Source organism: Leptolyngbya sp. Cla-17, from assembly GCF_016807185.1.
Lineage (GTDB): Bacteria > Cyanobacteriota > Cyanobacteriia > Leptolyngbyales > Leptolyngbyaceae > ULC077BIN1.
Genome location: NZ_JAEVYN010000001.1, coordinates 1,526,142 through 1,543,011 on the forward strand (window position 1 = coordinate 1,526,142; position 16,870 = coordinate 1,543,011).

15 protein-coding genes are annotated in these 16,870 nt (G+C 47.3%); 9 read left to right on the top strand and 6 right to left on the bottom strand.

Annotated elements, in window-relative coordinates; all coding sequences use genetic code 11:
- The first annotated feature begins 118 nt into the window (after positions 1 to 118).
- The 3 genes from JOY44_RS06825 to JOY44_RS06835 are packed head-to-tail and all read left to right on the top strand — an operon-like array spanning position 119 to position 4,034.
- On the top strand, positions 119 to 655 hold the full coding sequence (locus tag JOY44_RS06825) for a hypothetical protein (protein WP_171572897.1): 537 nt from the start codon (positions 119 to 121) through the stop codon (positions 653 to 655).
- A gap of 5 nt (positions 656 to 660) precedes the next feature.
- Entirely contained in the window at positions 661 to 3,384 is a 2,724-nt protein-coding gene (locus JOY44_RS06830) for a DEAD/DEAH box helicase (protein WP_171572898.1), read from the top strand.
- Between the two features lie 41 nt (positions 3,385 to 3,425).
- On the top strand, positions 3,426 to 4,034 hold the full coding sequence (locus tag JOY44_RS06835; RefSeq protein WP_171572899.1) for a Uma2 family endonuclease: 609 nt from the start codon (positions 3,426 to 3,428) through the stop codon (positions 4,032 to 4,034).
- Between the two features lie 204 nt (positions 4,035 to 4,238).
- Here JOY44_RS06835 and JOY44_RS06840 read toward each other — a convergent pair whose 3' ends face one another.
- Positions 4,239 to 5,753 (bottom strand): UDP-N-acetylmuramoyl-L-alanyl-D-glutamate--2,6-diaminopimelate ligase, encoded by a 1,515-nt coding sequence (locus JOY44_RS06840; RefSeq protein ID WP_171572900.1) that lies wholly within the window; start codon positions 5,751 to 5,753, stop codon positions 4,239 to 4,241.
- A gap of 27 nt (positions 5,754 to 5,780) precedes the next feature.
- Positions 5,781 to 6,098, bottom strand: coding sequence for a glutaredoxin family protein (locus tag JOY44_RS06845; RefSeq protein ID WP_171572901.1), 318 nt, complete (start codon positions 6,096 to 6,098; stop codon positions 5,781 to 5,783).
- 180 nt (positions 6,099 to 6,278) lie between these two features.
- Between JOY44_RS06845 and JOY44_RS06850 the strand changes: the two genes are divergently transcribed.
- Both JOY44_RS06850 and JOY44_RS06855 read left to right on the top strand, forming a co-directional pair.
- A complete protein-coding gene (locus JOY44_RS06850) occupies positions 6,279 to 6,959 on the top strand; it encodes a phosphoadenylyl-sulfate reductase (protein WP_171572902.1) in 681 nt (226 codons plus the stop codon).
- A gap of 75 nt (positions 6,960 to 7,034) precedes the next feature.
- Positions 7,035 to 7,859 (top strand): SDR family oxidoreductase, encoded by an 825-nt coding sequence (locus JOY44_RS06855; protein ID WP_171572903.1) that lies wholly within the window; start codon positions 7,035 to 7,037, stop codon positions 7,857 to 7,859.
- Positions 7,860 to 7,865: 6 nt separating this feature from the next.
- On the opposite strand, the gene gatA is transcribed toward JOY44_RS06855, so the two are convergent.
- A complete protein-coding gene (gene gatA / locus JOY44_RS06860) occupies positions 7,866 to 9,314 on the bottom strand; it encodes an Asp-tRNA(Asn)/Glu-tRNA(Gln) amidotransferase subunit GatA (protein WP_171573748.1) in 1,449 nt (482 codons plus the stop codon).
- 229 nt (positions 9,315 to 9,543) lie between these two features.
- Between gatA and JOY44_RS06865 the strand changes: the two genes are divergently transcribed.
- Positions 9,544 to 10,344: a DsbA family protein gene (locus JOY44_RS06865; protein ID WP_171572904.1), complete on the top strand. Its 801-nt coding sequence runs from the start codon at positions 9,544 to 9,546 to the stop codon at positions 10,342 to 10,344.
- A 63-nt stretch (positions 10,345 to 10,407) separates the two neighbouring features.
- Positions 10,408 to 10,854 (top strand): PPC domain-containing protein, encoded by a 447-nt coding sequence (locus JOY44_RS06870; RefSeq protein WP_171572905.1) that lies wholly within the window; start codon positions 10,408 to 10,410, stop codon positions 10,852 to 10,854.
- Positions 10,855 to 11,055: 201 nt separating this feature from the next.
- On the opposite strand, the gene JOY44_RS06875 is transcribed toward JOY44_RS06870, so the two are convergent.
- Complete coding sequence (locus JOY44_RS06875; protein ID WP_171572906.1) at positions 11,056 to 12,003, bottom strand: RluA family pseudouridine synthase; 948 nt, start codon at positions 12,001 to 12,003, stop codon at positions 11,056 to 11,058.
- Between the two features lie 249 nt (positions 12,004 to 12,252).
- Between JOY44_RS06875 and JOY44_RS06880 the strand changes: the two genes are divergently transcribed.
- Complete coding sequence (locus JOY44_RS06880; RefSeq protein WP_171572907.1) at positions 12,253 to 12,612, top strand: hypothetical protein; 360 nt, start codon at positions 12,253 to 12,255, stop codon at positions 12,610 to 12,612.
- Positions 12,613 to 12,645: 33 nt separating this feature from the next.
- On the opposite strand, the gene cobA is transcribed toward JOY44_RS06880, so the two are convergent.
- Positions 12,646 to 13,413 (bottom strand): uroporphyrinogen-III C-methyltransferase, encoded by a 768-nt coding sequence (gene cobA, locus JOY44_RS06885; RefSeq protein WP_171572908.1) that lies wholly within the window; start codon positions 13,411 to 13,413, stop codon positions 12,646 to 12,648.
- Positions 13,414 to 13,544: 131 nt separating this feature from the next.
- Positions 13,545 to 14,435: a sirohydrochlorin chelatase gene (locus JOY44_RS06890; protein WP_171572909.1), complete on the bottom strand. Its 891-nt coding sequence runs from the start codon at positions 14,433 to 14,435 to the stop codon at positions 13,545 to 13,547.
- A gap of 413 nt (positions 14,436 to 14,848) precedes the next feature.
- Between JOY44_RS06890 and JOY44_RS06895 the strand changes: the two genes are divergently transcribed.
- Positions 14,849 to 16,840: a DICT sensory domain-containing protein gene (locus JOY44_RS06895; RefSeq protein WP_197985025.1), complete on the top strand. Its 1,992-nt coding sequence runs from the start codon at positions 14,849 to 14,851 to the stop codon at positions 16,838 to 16,840.
- Positions 16,841 to 16,870: the final 30 nt, after the last annotated feature.

Here is a 16,870-nt window from a genome sequence, read left to right on the forward strand (position 1 = left end):
AGAATTAATCGGGACTGTAAAGTTTTTGAGTTTTCAATGGATTTTGAAACGCAGTAGCGATCACTTAGCATAAAACAGACTCATTGGATATTTGTGCTCTATTGACATTTGGCCACACATGCAAATTACTACAATTGGATTTCTTGGAATACAGCATTTTGAAGATGGAGCCGCTACACGTGGAGCTATCTTGGTTACTGCTATGGACACAAAACCACTTGAGTTTCGCATCACAGCACCTGTTCGTCCACAGAGCTTTCAGGCAACCCTTTACGGTGAACTGTTGAATGAACACATCGCAGTAGATTTGCTGGGACTACCTCTTCTTGATGCGGTAGAGACTAAGCCTGATCTGGTTTTGGTTCGTGATAATTTGCTGATGAGCATCATTAGCAAGCAGGAGATTCCAACGATTCGGATAATGAAAGCGGATCAACCCCTGATGCAAAAAGGAGTTGAACCTAAAATGCTGAATCCGCATAACTCAAACCACCCACCAGCAAAAATCTATACCTCTGAAAAATTCGCGGGAAACCTGCAAACAATCGCTGAACAGCTACAAGTAATCTTTTTACAAAGAGATCTTATGGAGCCGTTTGAACGCATCGAAAGAGCTTGTGTTGATGTTCATGGTCGCCAGTTAGGCGATAGATAGCGTTTATGAACCCGATCCGTGGAATTGCAAGGCGGATTACCCGTGTAGCATCGGGTGTCCGTCCCGCTGAAACTTATCCGGTTTCCGGTTGGATTATCCAGTCGCCATCAATTATCTCGCCGACTTTTCGGCTTTTTGATACTTTGGTGTCTGATGATCTTTGCTTGGTAATGGCAACGAGTAAACCATCAGCTAACTTGTTGCCGAAAAGACCTGCAACCTATGAGGTGTTACAACCTTGCACTACCCCTAAAATCTTTGGCTCTAGCAAAATAAAGGTTACAGTACCAGCAATTTTTGAGTTAACTGATTGGTTAATTGAAGCAGTAGCTTGTTCACAGGCATATGTAAAACTCTTCATAGCTCCTGAAACTTTTACAGAAAAGATTACTAATTTTGAAGTATCAGTACTGGCGGAACTAGAGTATCTGCTTGTTTCTTTAGATGTTTCCCAGATTCTAGAAAACTCATTTGTTGCTTTTGAGAGACCAGGGATTTTGAAGTGCTGCTTTGGTCAAGATGATGACGAGGAAGAGTTAAAACAATATGAGGACTTTTCTAAAGAACAGAACAATGAGCATGAGAGTAAAGATAAGATTCTGTCCCAATCGCTAAGCTACTGTGAAATTCTGCACCCTATTCTTCTACCACCTTTATCTCTAGAAGTTCATAATGACCTGGATTTCTACAATCCATTGCGTGGTTATCAGAAGCAAGGCATCAGATTTTTATTTGATACTCCATCAGCACTGCTAGCTGATGAAATGGGGACTGGGAAGACTGTACAAGCTGTGAATGCTCTAAGGTTACTGTTTCGTCAAGCACACATAAAATCGGTTCTAGTTGTTTGTCCTTCTGCCGTGATTGGCAGCGTTGACTTAAGTATTAAAACTGGTAATTCTGAGGGATGGAGCGGACATTTTTACCATTGGGCACCAGAATTATTGGTTGCTGTGATGCGTGGCGGCAAAAAAGAGCAAAGGAAACTTGATTGGCAAAAACCTTTTCATGTATACATCACAACTTATGCCACCTTAAGAATCGATTTAAATGATGATGTACTCACCAACTTACAACAGTTCGATTGCATTATTTTGGATGAAGCTCAAACTGTCAAAAATCGAGAGACAAAGACAGCAAAAGCTATTCGTCGCCTTCAAGCAGACTATCGTTGGGCTTTAACTGGCACTCCGATTGAGAATCGGTTGGATGATGTAATATCACTATTTGATTTCATTCGTCCAGGAACATTTAGGGGAGGCGTGCAATATTCATCCCAAGATGTCTCAAATGCAATCAAATCATTCATGTTGCGTCGCTTGAAGCAGGATGTACTTCAAGACCTTCCTGATAAAGAAAGACAGGAAGCTTGGTTGGATTTAGATGATGCTCAGAGAAATGCTTACAACCAAGCATTACATACAGGTCGTCACAAGATCGAAACTTCATTAGATGGAAAACAAACATTTCAAATCAAACGGCATATCTTCGCTTTGCTGGCTGAATTGAAGCAGATTTGTAACTTTGCTAAGGAACAAATAACTAGCCCTAAAACATATTTACTGTTGGAATTACTGGAAACCATTGCAGCTAATCATAAAAAGGTACTTGTCTTTTCGCAGTATCGTTCAGAAGGGACAGACAAAATTGCTCATTTGCTAAGTCAAACAGAGATTGGCTATGTGTTTTATAAAGGATCACCACAACAGAGAGAGCAGGCAAAAAGCGATTTCAAGAGTAAACCAGAGATTACCGTTTTTCTAGCGACTTTTGGAACTGCCTCAGAGGGGCTTACATTGATTGAAGCGACCTATGTTATTAACTTCGATCATCTTTGGAATCCAGCTAAAATGAATCAGGCTGAGGATCGAATTCACCGCATAGGTCAGACAAAAGGTGTGACAATCTACAGCTTCTGGATGAAAAACACCATTGAAGAACGGATTAAAAAGAAACTGATCGATAAACGCATCCTGATTGATAACACCATCAATAGCTTGGCTACAGGAGTGAGTGAGGATGAGTTATTTTCTACTGAAGACTGGCTAGATATTTTTGACATCAAGCTTACTAAAAAGACTGTGGACGTACAGGCTAATGCTATGAAGCTTAGTAAAAAGTCAGATCCGAAAATTCAAGCCAAACGATTTGCGGCACAATTAACCTTTCAAAACAATCAGAATAAGCTATCTCCACCTACTGCTTCCTCACACATTATCCATGTGCTAGAAAATATAAAACAGATGTTAAAAACAATGGCTGATTCCCCACATCACATTTTTCATATACAAGGTAACTACATCGAAAAATCTGTAAAGGAACTCACACTCATGTCAGAGCAACCACCCATTTTTAATCAGCAAGGTGCCACGATTGGAGTCAATTACGCCGCCAAAGATAGTAACCCCAAGATTATTCAAAACGTTCAAAATACTCAGCAATCTTCCCCCGAAATGGCTTTAGCCGTCGTGGTACAAATCATTCAGGCATTGGAGCAGAAATACACTTTTGTACAAGATGAACAACAGGCACTTAGCATCATTGATGTAAAATTCAAAGATATTAAAGCTAAACAACTTCCCCAATGGCAAGATTTGATGAGCATTAAACGACTTTGGAATGGTGGCAAAAAAGCAACTGTTAAAGTTGGAGAGCACTTTACTGAGTCTAATCCTTGGGGTAAAGGTCTTGTAGCTTTCCTTGAAGGTGTTAGTGAAGATGTGAAATGAGTACCATACTTTAGAAATCTGCTGTTCAAATCACCGACGATATGATCGCGATTCAAACTCCCTATCTCTTTCCAGAGGATTATCTGGCTGAAGAAGAAAGTAGTGCCGTCAAACACGAATATCGGGATGGGCAAATCTATGCCATGGCAGGGGGGACTGACACTCACAATGCGATCGCTGGAAACCTTTTTGCAGTCCTCAAAAATCATCTGCGCGGTAGCGGCTGCCGGATATTTATCTCAGACATCAAAGCTCAGATTGAGGCGCTCAACTGTTTTTATTATCCCGATGTGATGGTGACCTGTGATCAGCGAGATCAAGCAACTCCCTTGTATAAGCGCTATCCCTGTCTAATTATTGAAGTGTTATCTGAATCTACAGAAGCCTTTGACCGGGGCGATAAGTTTGCCGATTGTCAACAGCTAGACAGTCTGCAAGAATATGTACTGATCAGCCAAAAGCGCCAGCGCGTTGATTGTTTTCGTCGTAACGAAGAAGGGCGCTGGGTTCTGTTTTCTTTTAATTTGGGTGACACCCTTCACCTTACTAGTGTGAATCTACAAATGAGTATGGATTCGTTGTACGAAGATACTCATTTGGCGAGCGATAAACTAGAGAGCACCCGCGAACCTGATTCAGCAAGTGAGTAGCACTGACTGGCACCAAAAGTGATTAACCTTCGCGCAGTTTTTCTAACACGCTTCAATCTTCTAGGGTGGAGGTGTCGCCAGATATCTCTTCGCCAGCCGCCAGCGATTTCAAGCTCTAATCACGGGGTAAACTGAGCCGTTTTTTAGGGCTATGTCTGGATAGAAGAGATCACCTCAATTGAAGTGAAAAAAAGTTTGAATGACCTAGCCGAACGATTGCGTCAGGCCCCTTCTTTCTATTAGTGCTATTTTTGCTTGTTCGCGATCGTCGAAGTGAATTTTCTCAGTGCCAAGAATCTGATAATCCTCGTGTCCTTTGCCAGCAATCAGAACTCCGTCGCCCGGTTGGGCATGGAGAATGGCAGCGCAGATGGCGGCGGCGCGATCGCCCATGACGATTGGATTCACTGCTTCAGGAATGCCTGCGACCACATCCTCCAAAATGCGCTGGGGGTCTTCGGTGCGGGGATTGTCGGAAGTGACATAAATTGCATCGGCAAGGTCGGCAGCGATGCGACCCATCTGTGGGCGCTTGGTGCGATCGCGATCGCCGCCGCAGCCAAATACACAAATCATTTGTCCAGTGATGAAGGGACGGGCGGCTTTCAGCATATTTTCCAGACTATCTGGCGTGTGGGCATAGTCTACAATCACGCTGATGTCCTGATCGGGTGAAAGCTGCACTTGCTCCATGCGACCAGGCACGCCACGGAAGTGAGGCAACGCTGCCGCGATCGCGTCCAAGTCCAACCCTAGATGCAGCACTGCGCCGACCGCTGCCAGCAAATTTTCTAGGTTAAATTGCCCTATCAAAGGCGACATGAACCGAGTGCTTCCTTTAGGCGTATGCAGCACTCCGCTAACACTAGTGGCTCCATAGCTCAGGTCACTTGTCCACAAATCTGCGCTACTATCCTGCGTGCTATAGCTCCATTTTTCTTGAGTCAGAGTCTGAAGTAGCCGCTTACCGTAGCCATCCTCCAGATTGATCACCGCCCGTCCTTTCAAATAATCTGGGTTAAACAGTAGCGCTTTGGCAGCAAAATACTCCTCCATATCCGCGTGATAGTCCAAGTGATCCTGGGTCAGGTTCGTAAACACGCTGACCTCGAAAGTGCAGCCTTGCACCCGACCCTGCGCCAATGCGTGAGAGCTTACTTCCATTACGCCATAATCGCACCCGGCATTCACCGCATCGGCAAGTTGCTTTTGGAGTTCCACAGCAAAGGGCGTAGTGTGGACAGCGGTTTGCTGATAGCCCTTCCAGCGGGTGTAGAGGGTGCCTAAAAGGGCGGGGGACTTCTGCGCGTAGTTGAGAAAAAACTCAATTAGATGGGTGGTGGTGGTTTTGCCGTTAGTGCCTGTTACGCCCACTAGCTTTAAGGTTTGGGCAGGCTGATGATAGAACGCGGCAGCAAGCTGAGCGCATACTTGCGACATATTTTCTGTGGGAATGATGCAGGCATTGAAAGCGGTTTCAGCACTATGTAATGCTTTACCAGCAGCAGCAGGAGACACGATCGCGGCAATGGCACCCGCCGCGATCGCCCCTGACCAAAACTCGCCCCCATCGACTCGTGTTCCTGGCATTCCAATAAATAAATCTCCTGGGTGACACGCCAGCGAATTAGTGGATAAGCCTGTCACCTCGTCATCCAGCGCTGAGTGATCAGCCGTTGGGACAATCCCAGATGCAGCTAGCAATTCTCGCAGCTTCATGTCAGCACCTCCTCACAAAATGAACTTCTATTGTGCCGGATCAAGGAGCAATTTCTGTAGCATCTGCTCCAACTGAGCGATCGTGGCACGAGGAGAAGGGCGAGTAATGGAAAAAAGTGTCGAGTGTTGTTCACTCAGCGTCTCTCCGTAAGAGAGGTTGAGTAGTGGAGTTTTTTTCACCCAAAATAACACGGGGATTTCGTATTGGTATTGTTGAAACCAATCATCTCGCGTGGTGATGTCTCGAATCTCTAGTTCCAATAGAATGCTGTGAATTTGCTCTAGTTTTTCTTGCAGCCCTTCACAAAGATGACAACCTGGTTTGCTATATAAAATTAACTGCATAAATGAAAACTCCTTTGGCGCGGTTCCGCAAAGCGTTTCCTACAGGACTCGCCTATCTTAATCATCCTATTGGTCAGGGTGAGTATCAAGCAGGATGAATTGCTGCGATCGCCATGCAAGGTTAACCAGATTTGGGTATGTTAGTTACAACGCGGATTAGAGCAAGCAACTAAATCTAAAATGAACCAGTCTATTGAACCTCTGACTAACCCCGCTAGCCTTGATCTCAAACGGCTTAACCAAAAATTTGAGCAGGCTCACCCCAAAGATATTCTTGCCTGGTGCGTTATTAATATTCCAACTGGATTGGTTCAAACGAGTGTTTTTAGCGTCGATGACTTGTTGATTACAGATTTGCTTTATCGTGATTTGCAGCCACCAAACTCCGTTCCTGTCCTTTTTCTAGATACGCTGCACCACTTTCCTCAAACACTCGATTTAGTTGCAAAAGCGAAGCATCTTTACCGTCTCAATCTCAAAAGTTATAAAATCCCTGGTGTGACTATGCGGCAAGACTTTGCCGAAAAATACGGTGAAGCCCTGTGGGAAAAGGATAGCAATAAGTTTCATCAGTTGACGAAGGTTGAGCCACTGCAACGGGGCTTAGCGGAACTAGGTGCGATCGCATGGCTAACTGGAAATCGCCGCGACCAAGCGTCCACCTTCGCCAATTTACCTATCTTTGAACTGGATTCACAACAGCGGTTAAAGGTCAATCCTCTAGCAAATTGGACACGTAAAGAAACTTGGGCATACGTGTTTGAATATGATGTCACCTACAATCCCTTGCACGATCAAGGTTACTCCAACATTGGGGATGAACCCTTAACCAGGCTACCCACTGAAGTCGCTAGCAAATAAGCTGAACATTGGCAAAAACAAACCGAATGCGGGATTTTTCCGTAGAAAGTGAGCAGTACCTGACACCTCTTTTCTATGCCTAAAACTGTTTTTATTACGGGTGCTTCTACAGGGATTGGCTATGCTACGGCTCAGCTTTTTCACCAAAAAGGGTGGAATGTAGTGGCAACCATGAGATCGCCTGAAAAGGCGACTAGCCTTGCCCAGTTGGATAATGTGCTGTGTTTACCGCTAGATGTGACAAATTTCAGTTCGATTCAGCCGGCTGTGGATGCGGCATTGGAACGATTTGCCGCCATTGATGTGTTAGTCAACAATGCAGGCTACGGTTTGCTTGGAGCGTTTGAAGCCTGCACCGCAGAGCAAATTCAGCGGCAGTTTGCAACCAACGTGTTTGGGCTAATGGAAGTGACTCGCGCATTTTTACCTCATTTTCGATCGCGACGCTCTGGTGTGATCGTAAGCATTGCCTCCATTGGTGGACGGATTGCATTTCCGCTGTATAGCCCCTATCACTCAACCAAGTGGGCTGTAGAAGGCTTTAGTGACTCGTTGCAATATGAACTGGAACCCTTCAATATTCGAGTCAAACTGATTGAACCCGGTCCGATTAAGACGGATTTCTATACGCGATCGCCCGAAATATCTCAACAGCCCGGTCTCACTGCCTATGACAGCTTTATTGCAAAGGTCATGCCCAATATGACTAAATCTGGAGAAACCGGATCTCCCCCAGAAGTGACCGCTGCCGTGATTTTCCAAGCCGCAACAGATGGCATCCAACGTCTGCGCTATCCGGCTGGAGGCAATGCTGGTATGCTGCTGCTGTTACGCAAACTGCTGCCCGACGCAATGTTTGCCGCGATCGTCCGTGCTGCCACTATCGGACGTTCATCTTAGAGACCACTAAAGCTTGGGTGTTTTTTGATGCCAGTCTGTGGATTGCTCGTAAGCGTAGGCGGCTTGAAATACTTGGTCTTCACGGAGGACGTTGCCGATTAGCTGTAGACCAATGGGTAAGCCATCAGCATCGAAGCCACAGGGAATGCTGATGCCTGGAAGCCCGGCCAAGTTGACGGGAATAGTCATCAGATCAATCAAGTACATGCTGAGGGGATCGGCAGATTTATCGCCAGCTTTAAAGGCAGTGGAAGGAGCGGTCGGGGTAACCAGTACATCGACTTTTTTGAAGGCTTCCTCAAAGTCCTGCTTCATTAATGTGCGAACTTTTTGCGCTTTCAGATAGTAAGCATCGTAATAGCCAGCGGATAGGGCGTAAGTGCCAATCATAATCCGGCGTTTCACCTCCGCTCCAAAGCCTTCAGCGCGGGTACGAGTATACATTTCCATCAGGTTGTCAGCGTTTTCGGCGCGGGCACCATACTTTACGCCGTCATAGCGGGCAAGGTTTGCGGATGCTTCAGAGGGAGCAATGATGTAGTAGGCGGCAATGCCATAGCGAAAGCGGGGGCAAGAAATTTCGACAATTTCAGCACCCAATTCTTTTAGCTGCTGGATAGCGGCCCGCACTGATTTTTCTACATCAGGACTCAATCCTTCGCCGAAGGTTTCTTGAATGATGCCAACTTTTTTGCCTTTGAGATCAGGAATTAGGAATTGACTGTAGTCGGGAATCTCCACTTTGAGGCTGGTGGAGTCTTTGGGGTCGTGTCCCGCGATCGCCCCTAGCAAAATTGCTGCATCTTCCACTGATCGAGCAAAGGGACCGATTTGATCCAACGACGAGGCAAACGCTACCAATCCATAGCGCGAAACCAAACCGTAGGTGGGTTTCATTCCGACAATGCCGCAAAACGAAGCCGGTTGACGAATCGAACCGCCCGTATCCGAACCTAGAGAAATGATGCATTCACCACCCGCTACCGCCGCTGCTGATCCGCCGGAAGAGCCACCCGGTACGCGAGAAATATCCCAGGGGTTCGCGGTGCGCTGAAACGCAGAGTTTTCAGTTGAGCCGCCCATGGCAAACTCATCTAGGTTCGTTTTGCCCACCATAATGGTGCCTGCATCCATCAGCTTTTGACTGACGGTAGCTTCGTAGGGCGGCACAAAATTTTCTAAAATGCGAGAGGCACAAGTCGTGCGGATGCCTTTCGTGCAAATGTTGTCTTTGATGCCAATGGGAATGCCAGACAACAGTCCAATCTCTTCACCCGCCGCAATTTTGGCATCAACGTGTTGGGCTTGCGCCAAGGCATAGTCTGCCGTTACTTGCAAAAAGCTGTGCAGTTTTGGTTCCACTGCCTGAATGCGATCGAGGGCTTCGTGAGCCACTTCTACTGCCGATCGCTCTTTTTGAATCAGTTGTTGGTGCAACTCCCGAATGGATGCCATGCCGTACCTCATGCGACGCAAATGCTTTCCTAGTGTATCGCCTCCGTGCCAAGTGGCATCAGCCATTCCTGGGGATTGGGAAGCGATGTCACAACCTTGCAACCCCAACTTGAAGATGCCTGTGGCAGAATAGGGGCGTTCGTGATAGCCCTGATTTATCAGTTTGCGCCAGCGTTGACTTATCAGTTTGCGCCAGGCAGTGTCGAAGCGTAAAGCGTGAGGAGAATCTATGAGTCGCAATCAGGTTTGGAAGCAGATCGGAAAATTCATCAAGTTTCAGCGGCTGCCCGGATTGCTGTTGGCGGTAGTGTGCATTGTGTTGATTAATCGGTGGTTACCCGCAGAAGCCGGTGGTAGCGAAATTAATCCTCAACTCCGCGACCAAGTCCTACAAATCATTCGTGAGAATCCAGAGGCCATTTTAGAAACAGTTCAGGCTTACCAAAAAAAGCAGCAAGAGGCTCAGCAAAAAGCACAACAATCTTTTTTGCAGCAAATGAAAGCGGACCCCAAAGCCGTGATTGGGAAATCGCCAACCAAAGGCTCGAAAAATGGAAAAGTGCTGTTAATGGAGTTCTCCGATTTTCAGTGTCCTTACTGCGCCAAAGCAAATGACACGCTGAAAGAATTTATGGCGAAACATGGAGATACCGTAACGCTTACTTATAAGCATTTACCGCTGACTTCAATTCATGCGGAGGCGCTACCTGCGGCTAAAGCGGCATGGGCAGCGGGACAACAGGGCAAATTCTGGGAATTTCACGATGCCCTGTTTGCTAATCAAAAGCAACTGGGTGAGGCATTGTATCAATCAACGGCAAAATCTTTGGGGCTAGATCTCGCGAAGTTTGAGAGCGATCGCACGAGTAGCACGGCGACAACCGCCATCAATCAAGATTTGGAAGTAGCGGAAAAGTTAGGCGTTGAGAGCACACCGTTTTTTGTGATGAATGGAGAACCTCTTCCAGGCGCAGTGCAGCTATCTGATTTAGAAGCAGCATTAGCGCAGACGAACCGATTAATTAAGTGAATTCCTAAGTCTCTGGGTCATAATTAGGTGAATCGCCTATATTGCGCCGCCGGAAGATTTTTCATGTCTCGCTTTTTTGCTCTCTTTCACGCTGTTGCACTCCAGATCGCCTATGTGGCTATCAGTGCGAATCTATCTACTATCAATGCTCAAACGCCTATTTATACGCCGATTCCGCTGACACCGGGCAAAAATGTTGTCGATAAGCTGTCTAATAGAGACATTCCCACCGGACAGGGAGGCTTTGCTCGTGATTATGTGGTGCCGCTACAGGCAGGCAGCCAACTTGCGATCGACCTAGCATCTGATAACTTTGACACGATTGTTTATCTACTCGCTAGCGACGGTACAACGGTTGCTGAAAATGATGATGGACCCGATGGCACCACCAATTCACTGTTGTTTACCCGCATTACCAAAACGGGCACTTACTCTATTCGAGTGCGATCGTTTGGTGAGGTTTCTGCGGGCAACTTTACTCTTAAAGTAACCCTGCTGAAACCGCAATAATCCTGAGCGTAAAGTCGCCAATCAAATAGTTAGGCAGTGCGGGGTGCGGAGTTGATGCAGTGGACGTATTTATGTCAGCTATACACTCCTAATCACTTTGCTGGTACTGTCGCAGCACTTTTAGCAATGGGCTGGAGAGATCCGAATTCAGAGGCGATCGCTTTTAACCCCATACTCCGCATCCCGCACTTTCCTCTTGCTTTACTGACGTTTTCGCAGTACTTCTAACAGGGTTGTGAAGGAACTTGGAGCAGGAGCGATCGCCTCTATCCACTCGTTTGACACGGGATGCAGCAACCGCAATCTCCAGGCATGGAGCGCTTGACCTGGTAAATTGACTCCCACGGAACCCTTGGGTCCATATGCCGGATCCCCTACGATGGGATGTCCCAAATGAGCGGTATGCACCCGGATCTGATGAGTCCGCCCCGTTTCTAGCTCAAAGTTGATCAGCGTATAATTGCCAATTCGCTCCTTCACTTGCCAATGAGTGATTGCGGCTCGTCCACCATCGGTTTCGGCAACGATCGCCATTTTTTGGCGATCGCCTGAATGCCGACCAATGGGTGCATTCACCGTGCCGCTTTCAGTTTTGGGTGCACCGTAGACGATACCCAGATAGTCTCGCCTCGCTGTTTTGTGCTGAAACTGCTGCTGTAAATGAATATGGGCGCGATCGCTTTTGGCAATGGCGATCGCGCCGGTGGTGTCTTTGTCTAACCGATGCACAATGCCGGGACGCTGAATGCCGCCAATGCCCGACAGGGTGCTGATGCCGTCAGTGCGACAATGCCACAGCAGCGCATTGACCAAGGTGCCGCTGGAATGTCCAGGGGCTGGATGCACCACCAACCCAGCAGGCTTATTTACAATCAGCAGTTCGGCATCTTCGTACAAAATATCTAAGGGGATATCTTCTGGCTGAAGATTAAGTGGCTCGGCATCGGGAATGGTGAGATGGATGTGATCGCCGGCCTGCACCAATTCTTTTTTGGAGAGACAAATCTCACCGTTGAGAATCACCTGTTGCTGAACAATAAGTTTTTGTACACGCGATCGCGATAAATCAACCAACTGCTCTGCTAGAAACGCATCGAGCCGTTCTCCAGCTTCTTCTTCGTCAACTTGTAATTCAATTTGTGCAGGCAACTTCTTCGCTAACCAGATACACTCATTCAGGGACAATCATTTTAAGTGGAATTTTTAGTAGAAATTAAGTTAGAAAACTTACGAGGTGAGTGGGTGGCAATATCTTACACTCTGATCAGAGAGTTTATTAGGATTTAGATTAACTTCCCGATTGCCAGCAAATCTGGCTTCTGAAGCTTTACCTACTACTCGATTTACTACTTTAAATGAATATCCTCGGCTCCTAACAAACGCTCATCACAGTGATCCATGACTCGGCAAATCGATCTTATCAATATCTCTAAGACTATCACCTCGTTTGAAGGGGTTACCAACGCGGATATGCTTCCCTTAGGACGCAGATCAGAAGTCCTGTCCGTATTGTCTAAAACCTGTCCAGATTGGAAGTTTCCAGTTCATCCAACCCATCCAGATCGGGGTGGCGTGGTTAGTGAACAGTGCCATTTAGAATTTTATATCCCAGACGACGAGCCAATTTTGATGCTGGGTTTGGATGTTTATACCGGGGATGATGCAGTTGTTATGGGTGTGATTCGCTCGATCTGTCAAGCGACTGGCTGGCGTGCGTTTGACCCCGCCGAAGAGGAACTGATTGACTTTGCCAACTAAGCGGCTGTCAAGCAAGCAACTGAGTGGTAAAAGCTAGGATCTAGATTGGGGCGGTCTACAATCTGCCAGGATTGCGTGAAGATTGACAACTTGCCCAATCACCGCGATCGCAGGAGCCGAAAATCCTGTTGCTTCTACCTTTTGCACAATGGTTTCCAGGGTGCCGCCAAGTTCTTCTTGCTCTGGACGAGTGCCCCAGCGGATTAAAGCAATGGGTGTTGTAGCGCTTAAATCTGCGATTAATAGTTGCTCAATAATGTAGGGAAGGTTGTGAATGCCCATATAGATCACGATGGTTTCTGAGCCATGGGCGATCGCGTGCCAATTCACAGCCGGACGATATTTTCCAGCACCTTCATGCCCTGTGACAAAAGTAACTGAAGAACTATAGTTGCGATGGGTGAGAGGAATGCCTGCATAGGCGGGAGCTGCAATCCCAGAGGTAATCCCCGGCACTACTTCCACGGGAACCCCGGCTGCCACCAATTCTTCCATTTCCTCGCCACCTCGCCCAAAGATAAATGGATCTCCGCCCTTCAGGCGCACAATGCAGCCACCTTCTTGGGCTCTGTTCACCAGTAATTGAGTAGTATCTTCCTGCACTAACGAATGCATTCCCCGCCGCTTTCCAGCATTAATCTGCTCCGCTTTCGGATTAATCATCGCTAAAATTTGCGGGCTGACCAGGGCATCGTAGATCACCACATCGGCATTCTCTAAAAGAGATTTCCCTTTAAGGGTCATTAAGCCGGGATCACCGGGTCCAGCACCAACGAGATAGACTTTGCCGAGTTGATTCATAGCAGGAGCCTGTCAGGAGTAGAGGTAGAGGGTTAGGAAAGGCAGAAGATGAAGTGCAGAGTTCTTGAGTTTTAGAGTGAGAACAGCGAAAGGTAAGGGCGTATCCTGCGTCAATCGTCAAGCGCCTTCCGTCATTCGTTTGCCAAATCTATGAGTAAATCAACCAGTCTGGGACTAGCATTCAGAGGCTCGGCAAGGGTGATTTTGAGAGTGGAATGCTGCTGGGAAAATTGGGCGATGGCTTGAGCGATCGCATCGGTGATACCGCCAGGAAACAAGAAATAAGGCAATATGCCAATGTGTTGGTAGCCTGAGCGAACACATTCTTGCAAGCGCGATTCTAGGTTCGGTGGCGTTGACCAGTAGGCAACGGTTGCACCAATATCATTGGCAAGGGCTGCGATCGGTTGATTAGCATTCAATCGGCGACTGCCATGGGCAAGTAAAATCCAAGCATCCATCGGCAGAGGCGATATGCGTTCGTTGAGCAACTGCCCTAACCCTAACTGTGAACCCAGATGAGCAGTCACAGTTAGCATCATGCTGTCCCCTAATAAGTGCTGAGCTTGAGCAACTTCCGCCGGAATATCTTCTAGCAAATGCACTCCAGGCAACAAAAAGACTGGCAGCAATCGTAAAGAAATCTTTTTGAGCGGATTTTTTGCTTGAATCTGTTGGGCAATCTGCTCAATCTGCTGATGCAACGGCAACGGATGGCACTCTAAATAAGCAGCGTGAACGAAAAGATCTGGATCAAAAGGCTGTGCTTGCAGCAGAGAGGACGTGCCTTGCTCCAATGACGAAAAGCTATCAGATTTCACTGCAATCGTCGATTTATTTGCTACCCCAACGGCTGGCTGAGTGGAGGATACGCGATCGCGGAAATGGCTAGTCAAAGCTTCTGAGGCACTTCGCGATCGTGGATCGGAACTGCCATGAAAAATCAGAATATAGACCGATAGAGAGGATGGATCAGTCAAAGGATTCAAGTGTGTCAACCAAGAAGATCTTAATTGTTCCATCTTACAAAACTCTGTAGAAGTGGCTACAGCAAAACAATTCAAAAAGATGCCTAAAAGACGCTTGAAAATTGAAATTGCAGCGACAAAAATTAAGCCAATCAGTCACGCAAACTCTTTAATCTCACGTTCAAAATTAATCCTGCTGCAATCTTTTGACCTGGCATTTGCATAAGGAACAGCATGTGGCTGTCGTTTTTTGATTGAGCCGTCGAGATAATTTCCCAAATACCCAGCCTTGACAGAACTCTCTAAACCAAAAAAAGTTGCCGATAGAGACAAATAGAACAATAAGAATCGTATGATCTCTTTGCCGATAAAGCTTAGGCGGTATAGTAGGCTTAGATTTCGCAATTTTGGAGACATCACTTCTTACCGGAGTGAGGCTTCCGCGTTTATTCAAGTAGAGTTCTATCTTGATCAGTCGCTCTCCTTCCATTCTGGAAGATCTGCTCGCTTCCCTGCCCGACTTAAGACCCCAAATTTACTTCAAATCCTCTCTCACGGCGCTGTCTCACGCAATGGAGGATCAAGTTTTGGCAGGGGTAGATCAGCCTGTGGTGATTGCTAGTTTTCAGCGGGAACGATTTTATCGTCAAGAAGCTCACCGTTATTTGAGAATTGCCGATCGCACAGAGCAGGTCTATGTGCTGGCGGCACCTGAAACTGATTTTGCCAATCGCTCGGATCGCTATGAAACGATCGCCTTTGATAAAACAGATGCCCTCGCCCAAGAATGGCATTTGGTTGTGGTCAGTGCTCACTATGCCGCTTGCTTGATTTGTCGTGAACGTCAGGTTTATACAGCCCCAGGGGAATCATCTCTGCATTTGCCGCCTGATCAATCTCGCCGATTTGAAGGTATTTGGACATTTGAGCGATCGGTGGCATGTAAAGCAGCAGAGTTGCTGTTAACGAAAGTGGTACTTTACCGCCCAGAACTCGTCGATAAAGTGTCAGCAGCGCAAACGGTATTAGTGGATAACGCCCAAGCTAGCTTTAGCCATGTTGATCCAGGGCCGTTTGCCGAACGCTTGGTGACCTACATTCAAGCTGGGCAATACAAGTTGTTGAAGGCATACCGCTCCATCGCGGCTCAAGAACAACGAGAGCGCCTAGTCAATTCGATTACCTCGGCAATTCGGAGATCGCTTGACCCCGATGAAATCTTCAAAGTTGCCGTACAGGAACTGGGGCAAGCCCTAGATGCCTGTCGCTGTTTAATCTATCGGTGTCGTGCCACGGATGTCACCGTCACCCTCCAGCACGAATCGCTCAACCAGGGGGTGGAATCGCTAATTGGTCAACGCTGGAATCTGGCAGATAATTCCCTGTTTCAATGGGTCGCGCAACATCAAGAGCCTCTTTGTATGCCTCATACCCCGGCAGATGTTTGGTTGCTAGGACAGGAGGAAGTTGCGGTACCAACGGAGCAGATGCAGCGTTGGGCGATCAAGGCTTGGTTGATGGTGCCTGTGGTGCATCAGAATCGCTTGCTGGGCATGGTGGAAGTGCATCACTGTGGCGATACTGCCCATGACTGGCATGAAAGCAATGTGGGGCTGATCGAAGCGATCGCGAACCAAATTGGGGTAGCGCTGATCCAAGCCGAAGCCTATGCCAACCTGGAAGACCTAAATCAACAGCTTGCAGCCCTCGATCGCACTCGTAGCAACCTGATTGCTATCACTGGACATGAATTGCGAACACCGCTTTCCACCATTCAAGTGTGCCTAGAAAGCCTCTCCACCGAACCCGATATGCCTGAAGAACTGCGCCAAGTCATGCTAAGTACGGCATTGACTGATGCAGAACGGATGCGAAAGCTAATTCAAGACTTTTTGACCCTCTCTCAACTGGAAAGTGGGCGAATTCAATGGCATCTGGAACCACTTCCCCTTCAGGAATGCGTCGATCTTGCCCTGAGCAGTCTGCGATCGCGACAAATGGATGGAACATTACCCGAAATTACCGCCCAAGTTTCGCCTGAACTGCCATTAATCCAATCTGATGGTGAATGGGTTGTAGAAGTTTTATCGAAACTGTTAGATAACGCCTGCAAATTTACTGAGCCGACGGGTAAAGTGCTGATTCAAGCGCAGCCCAACGGCGGAAAAATGCTAGAAGTGACTGTTTCTGATACAGGGCGCGGCATTGAATCTAATCGCCTGGAAACCGTGTTCGATCGCTTTTATCAGGAAGAGGGTGCTCTGCGTCGATCGACTGGAGGGACAGGACTAGGGCTTGCCATTTGTCGCCAAATTGTGGCCGGTCTAGGCGGACGCATTTGGGCAGAATCCGCAGGAAAGGATCGCGGTAGCCAATTTCACCTGACGCTGCCCATTTCTCCATCCGAAAAAGAAGAGAAACCTATTAAAACCGTCCGTGGCTCAAAAGCACGTCGCTGAAGCCTTAACTCTGTAGGATGTGTTAGGCAA

What these genes read in the sequence shown, in the direction of transcription:
- JOY44_RS06840 (WP_171572900.1), bottom strand. Translation starts at nt 5,753, where the DNA reads ATGAAGCTGCGAGAATTGCTAGCTGCATCTGGGATTGTCCCAACGGCT.
- JOY44_RS06850 (WP_171572902.1), top strand. Translation starts at nt 6,279, where the DNA reads ATGAACCAGTCTATTGAACCTCTGACTAACCCCGCTAGCCTTGATCTC.
- cobA (WP_171572908.1), bottom strand. Translation starts at nt 13,413, where the DNA reads ATGAATCAACTCGGCAAAGTCTATCTCGTTGGTGCTGGACCCGGTGAT.
- JOY44_RS06870 (WP_171572905.1), top strand. Translation starts at nt 10,408, where the DNA reads ATGTCTCGCTTTTTTGCTCTCTTTCACGCTGTTGCACTCCAGATCGCC.
- JOY44_RS06855 (WP_171572903.1), top strand. Translation starts at nt 7,035, where the DNA reads ATGCCTAAAACTGTTTTTATTACGGGTGCTTCTACAGGGATTGGCTAT.
- JOY44_RS06890 (WP_171572909.1), bottom strand. Translation starts at nt 14,435, where the DNA reads ATGGAACAATTAAGATCTTCTTGGTTGACACACTTGAATCCTTTGACT.
- JOY44_RS06825 (WP_171572897.1), top strand. Translation starts at nt 119, where the DNA reads ATGCAAATTACTACAATTGGATTTCTTGGAATACAGCATTTTGAAGAT.
- JOY44_RS06845 (WP_171572901.1), bottom strand. Translation starts at nt 6,098, where the DNA reads ATGCAGTTAATTTTATATAGCAAACCAGGTTGTCATCTTTGTGAAGGG.
- JOY44_RS06880 (WP_171572907.1), top strand. Translation starts at nt 12,253, where the DNA reads ATGACTCGGCAAATCGATCTTATCAATATCTCTAAGACTATCACCTCG.
- JOY44_RS06865 (WP_171572904.1), top strand. Translation starts at nt 9,544, where the DNA reads ATGAGTCGCAATCAGGTTTGGAAGCAGATCGGAAAATTCATCAAGTTT.
- JOY44_RS06835 (WP_171572899.1), top strand. Translation starts at nt 3,426, where the DNA reads ATGATCGCGATTCAAACTCCCTATCTCTTTCCAGAGGATTATCTGGCT.
- gatA (WP_171573748.1), bottom strand. Translation starts at nt 9,314, where the DNA reads ATGGCATCCATTCGGGAGTTGCACCAACAACTGATTCAAAAAGAGCGA.
- JOY44_RS06830 (WP_171572898.1), top strand. Translation starts at nt 661, where the DNA reads ATGAACCCGATCCGTGGAATTGCAAGGCGGATTACCCGTGTAGCATCG.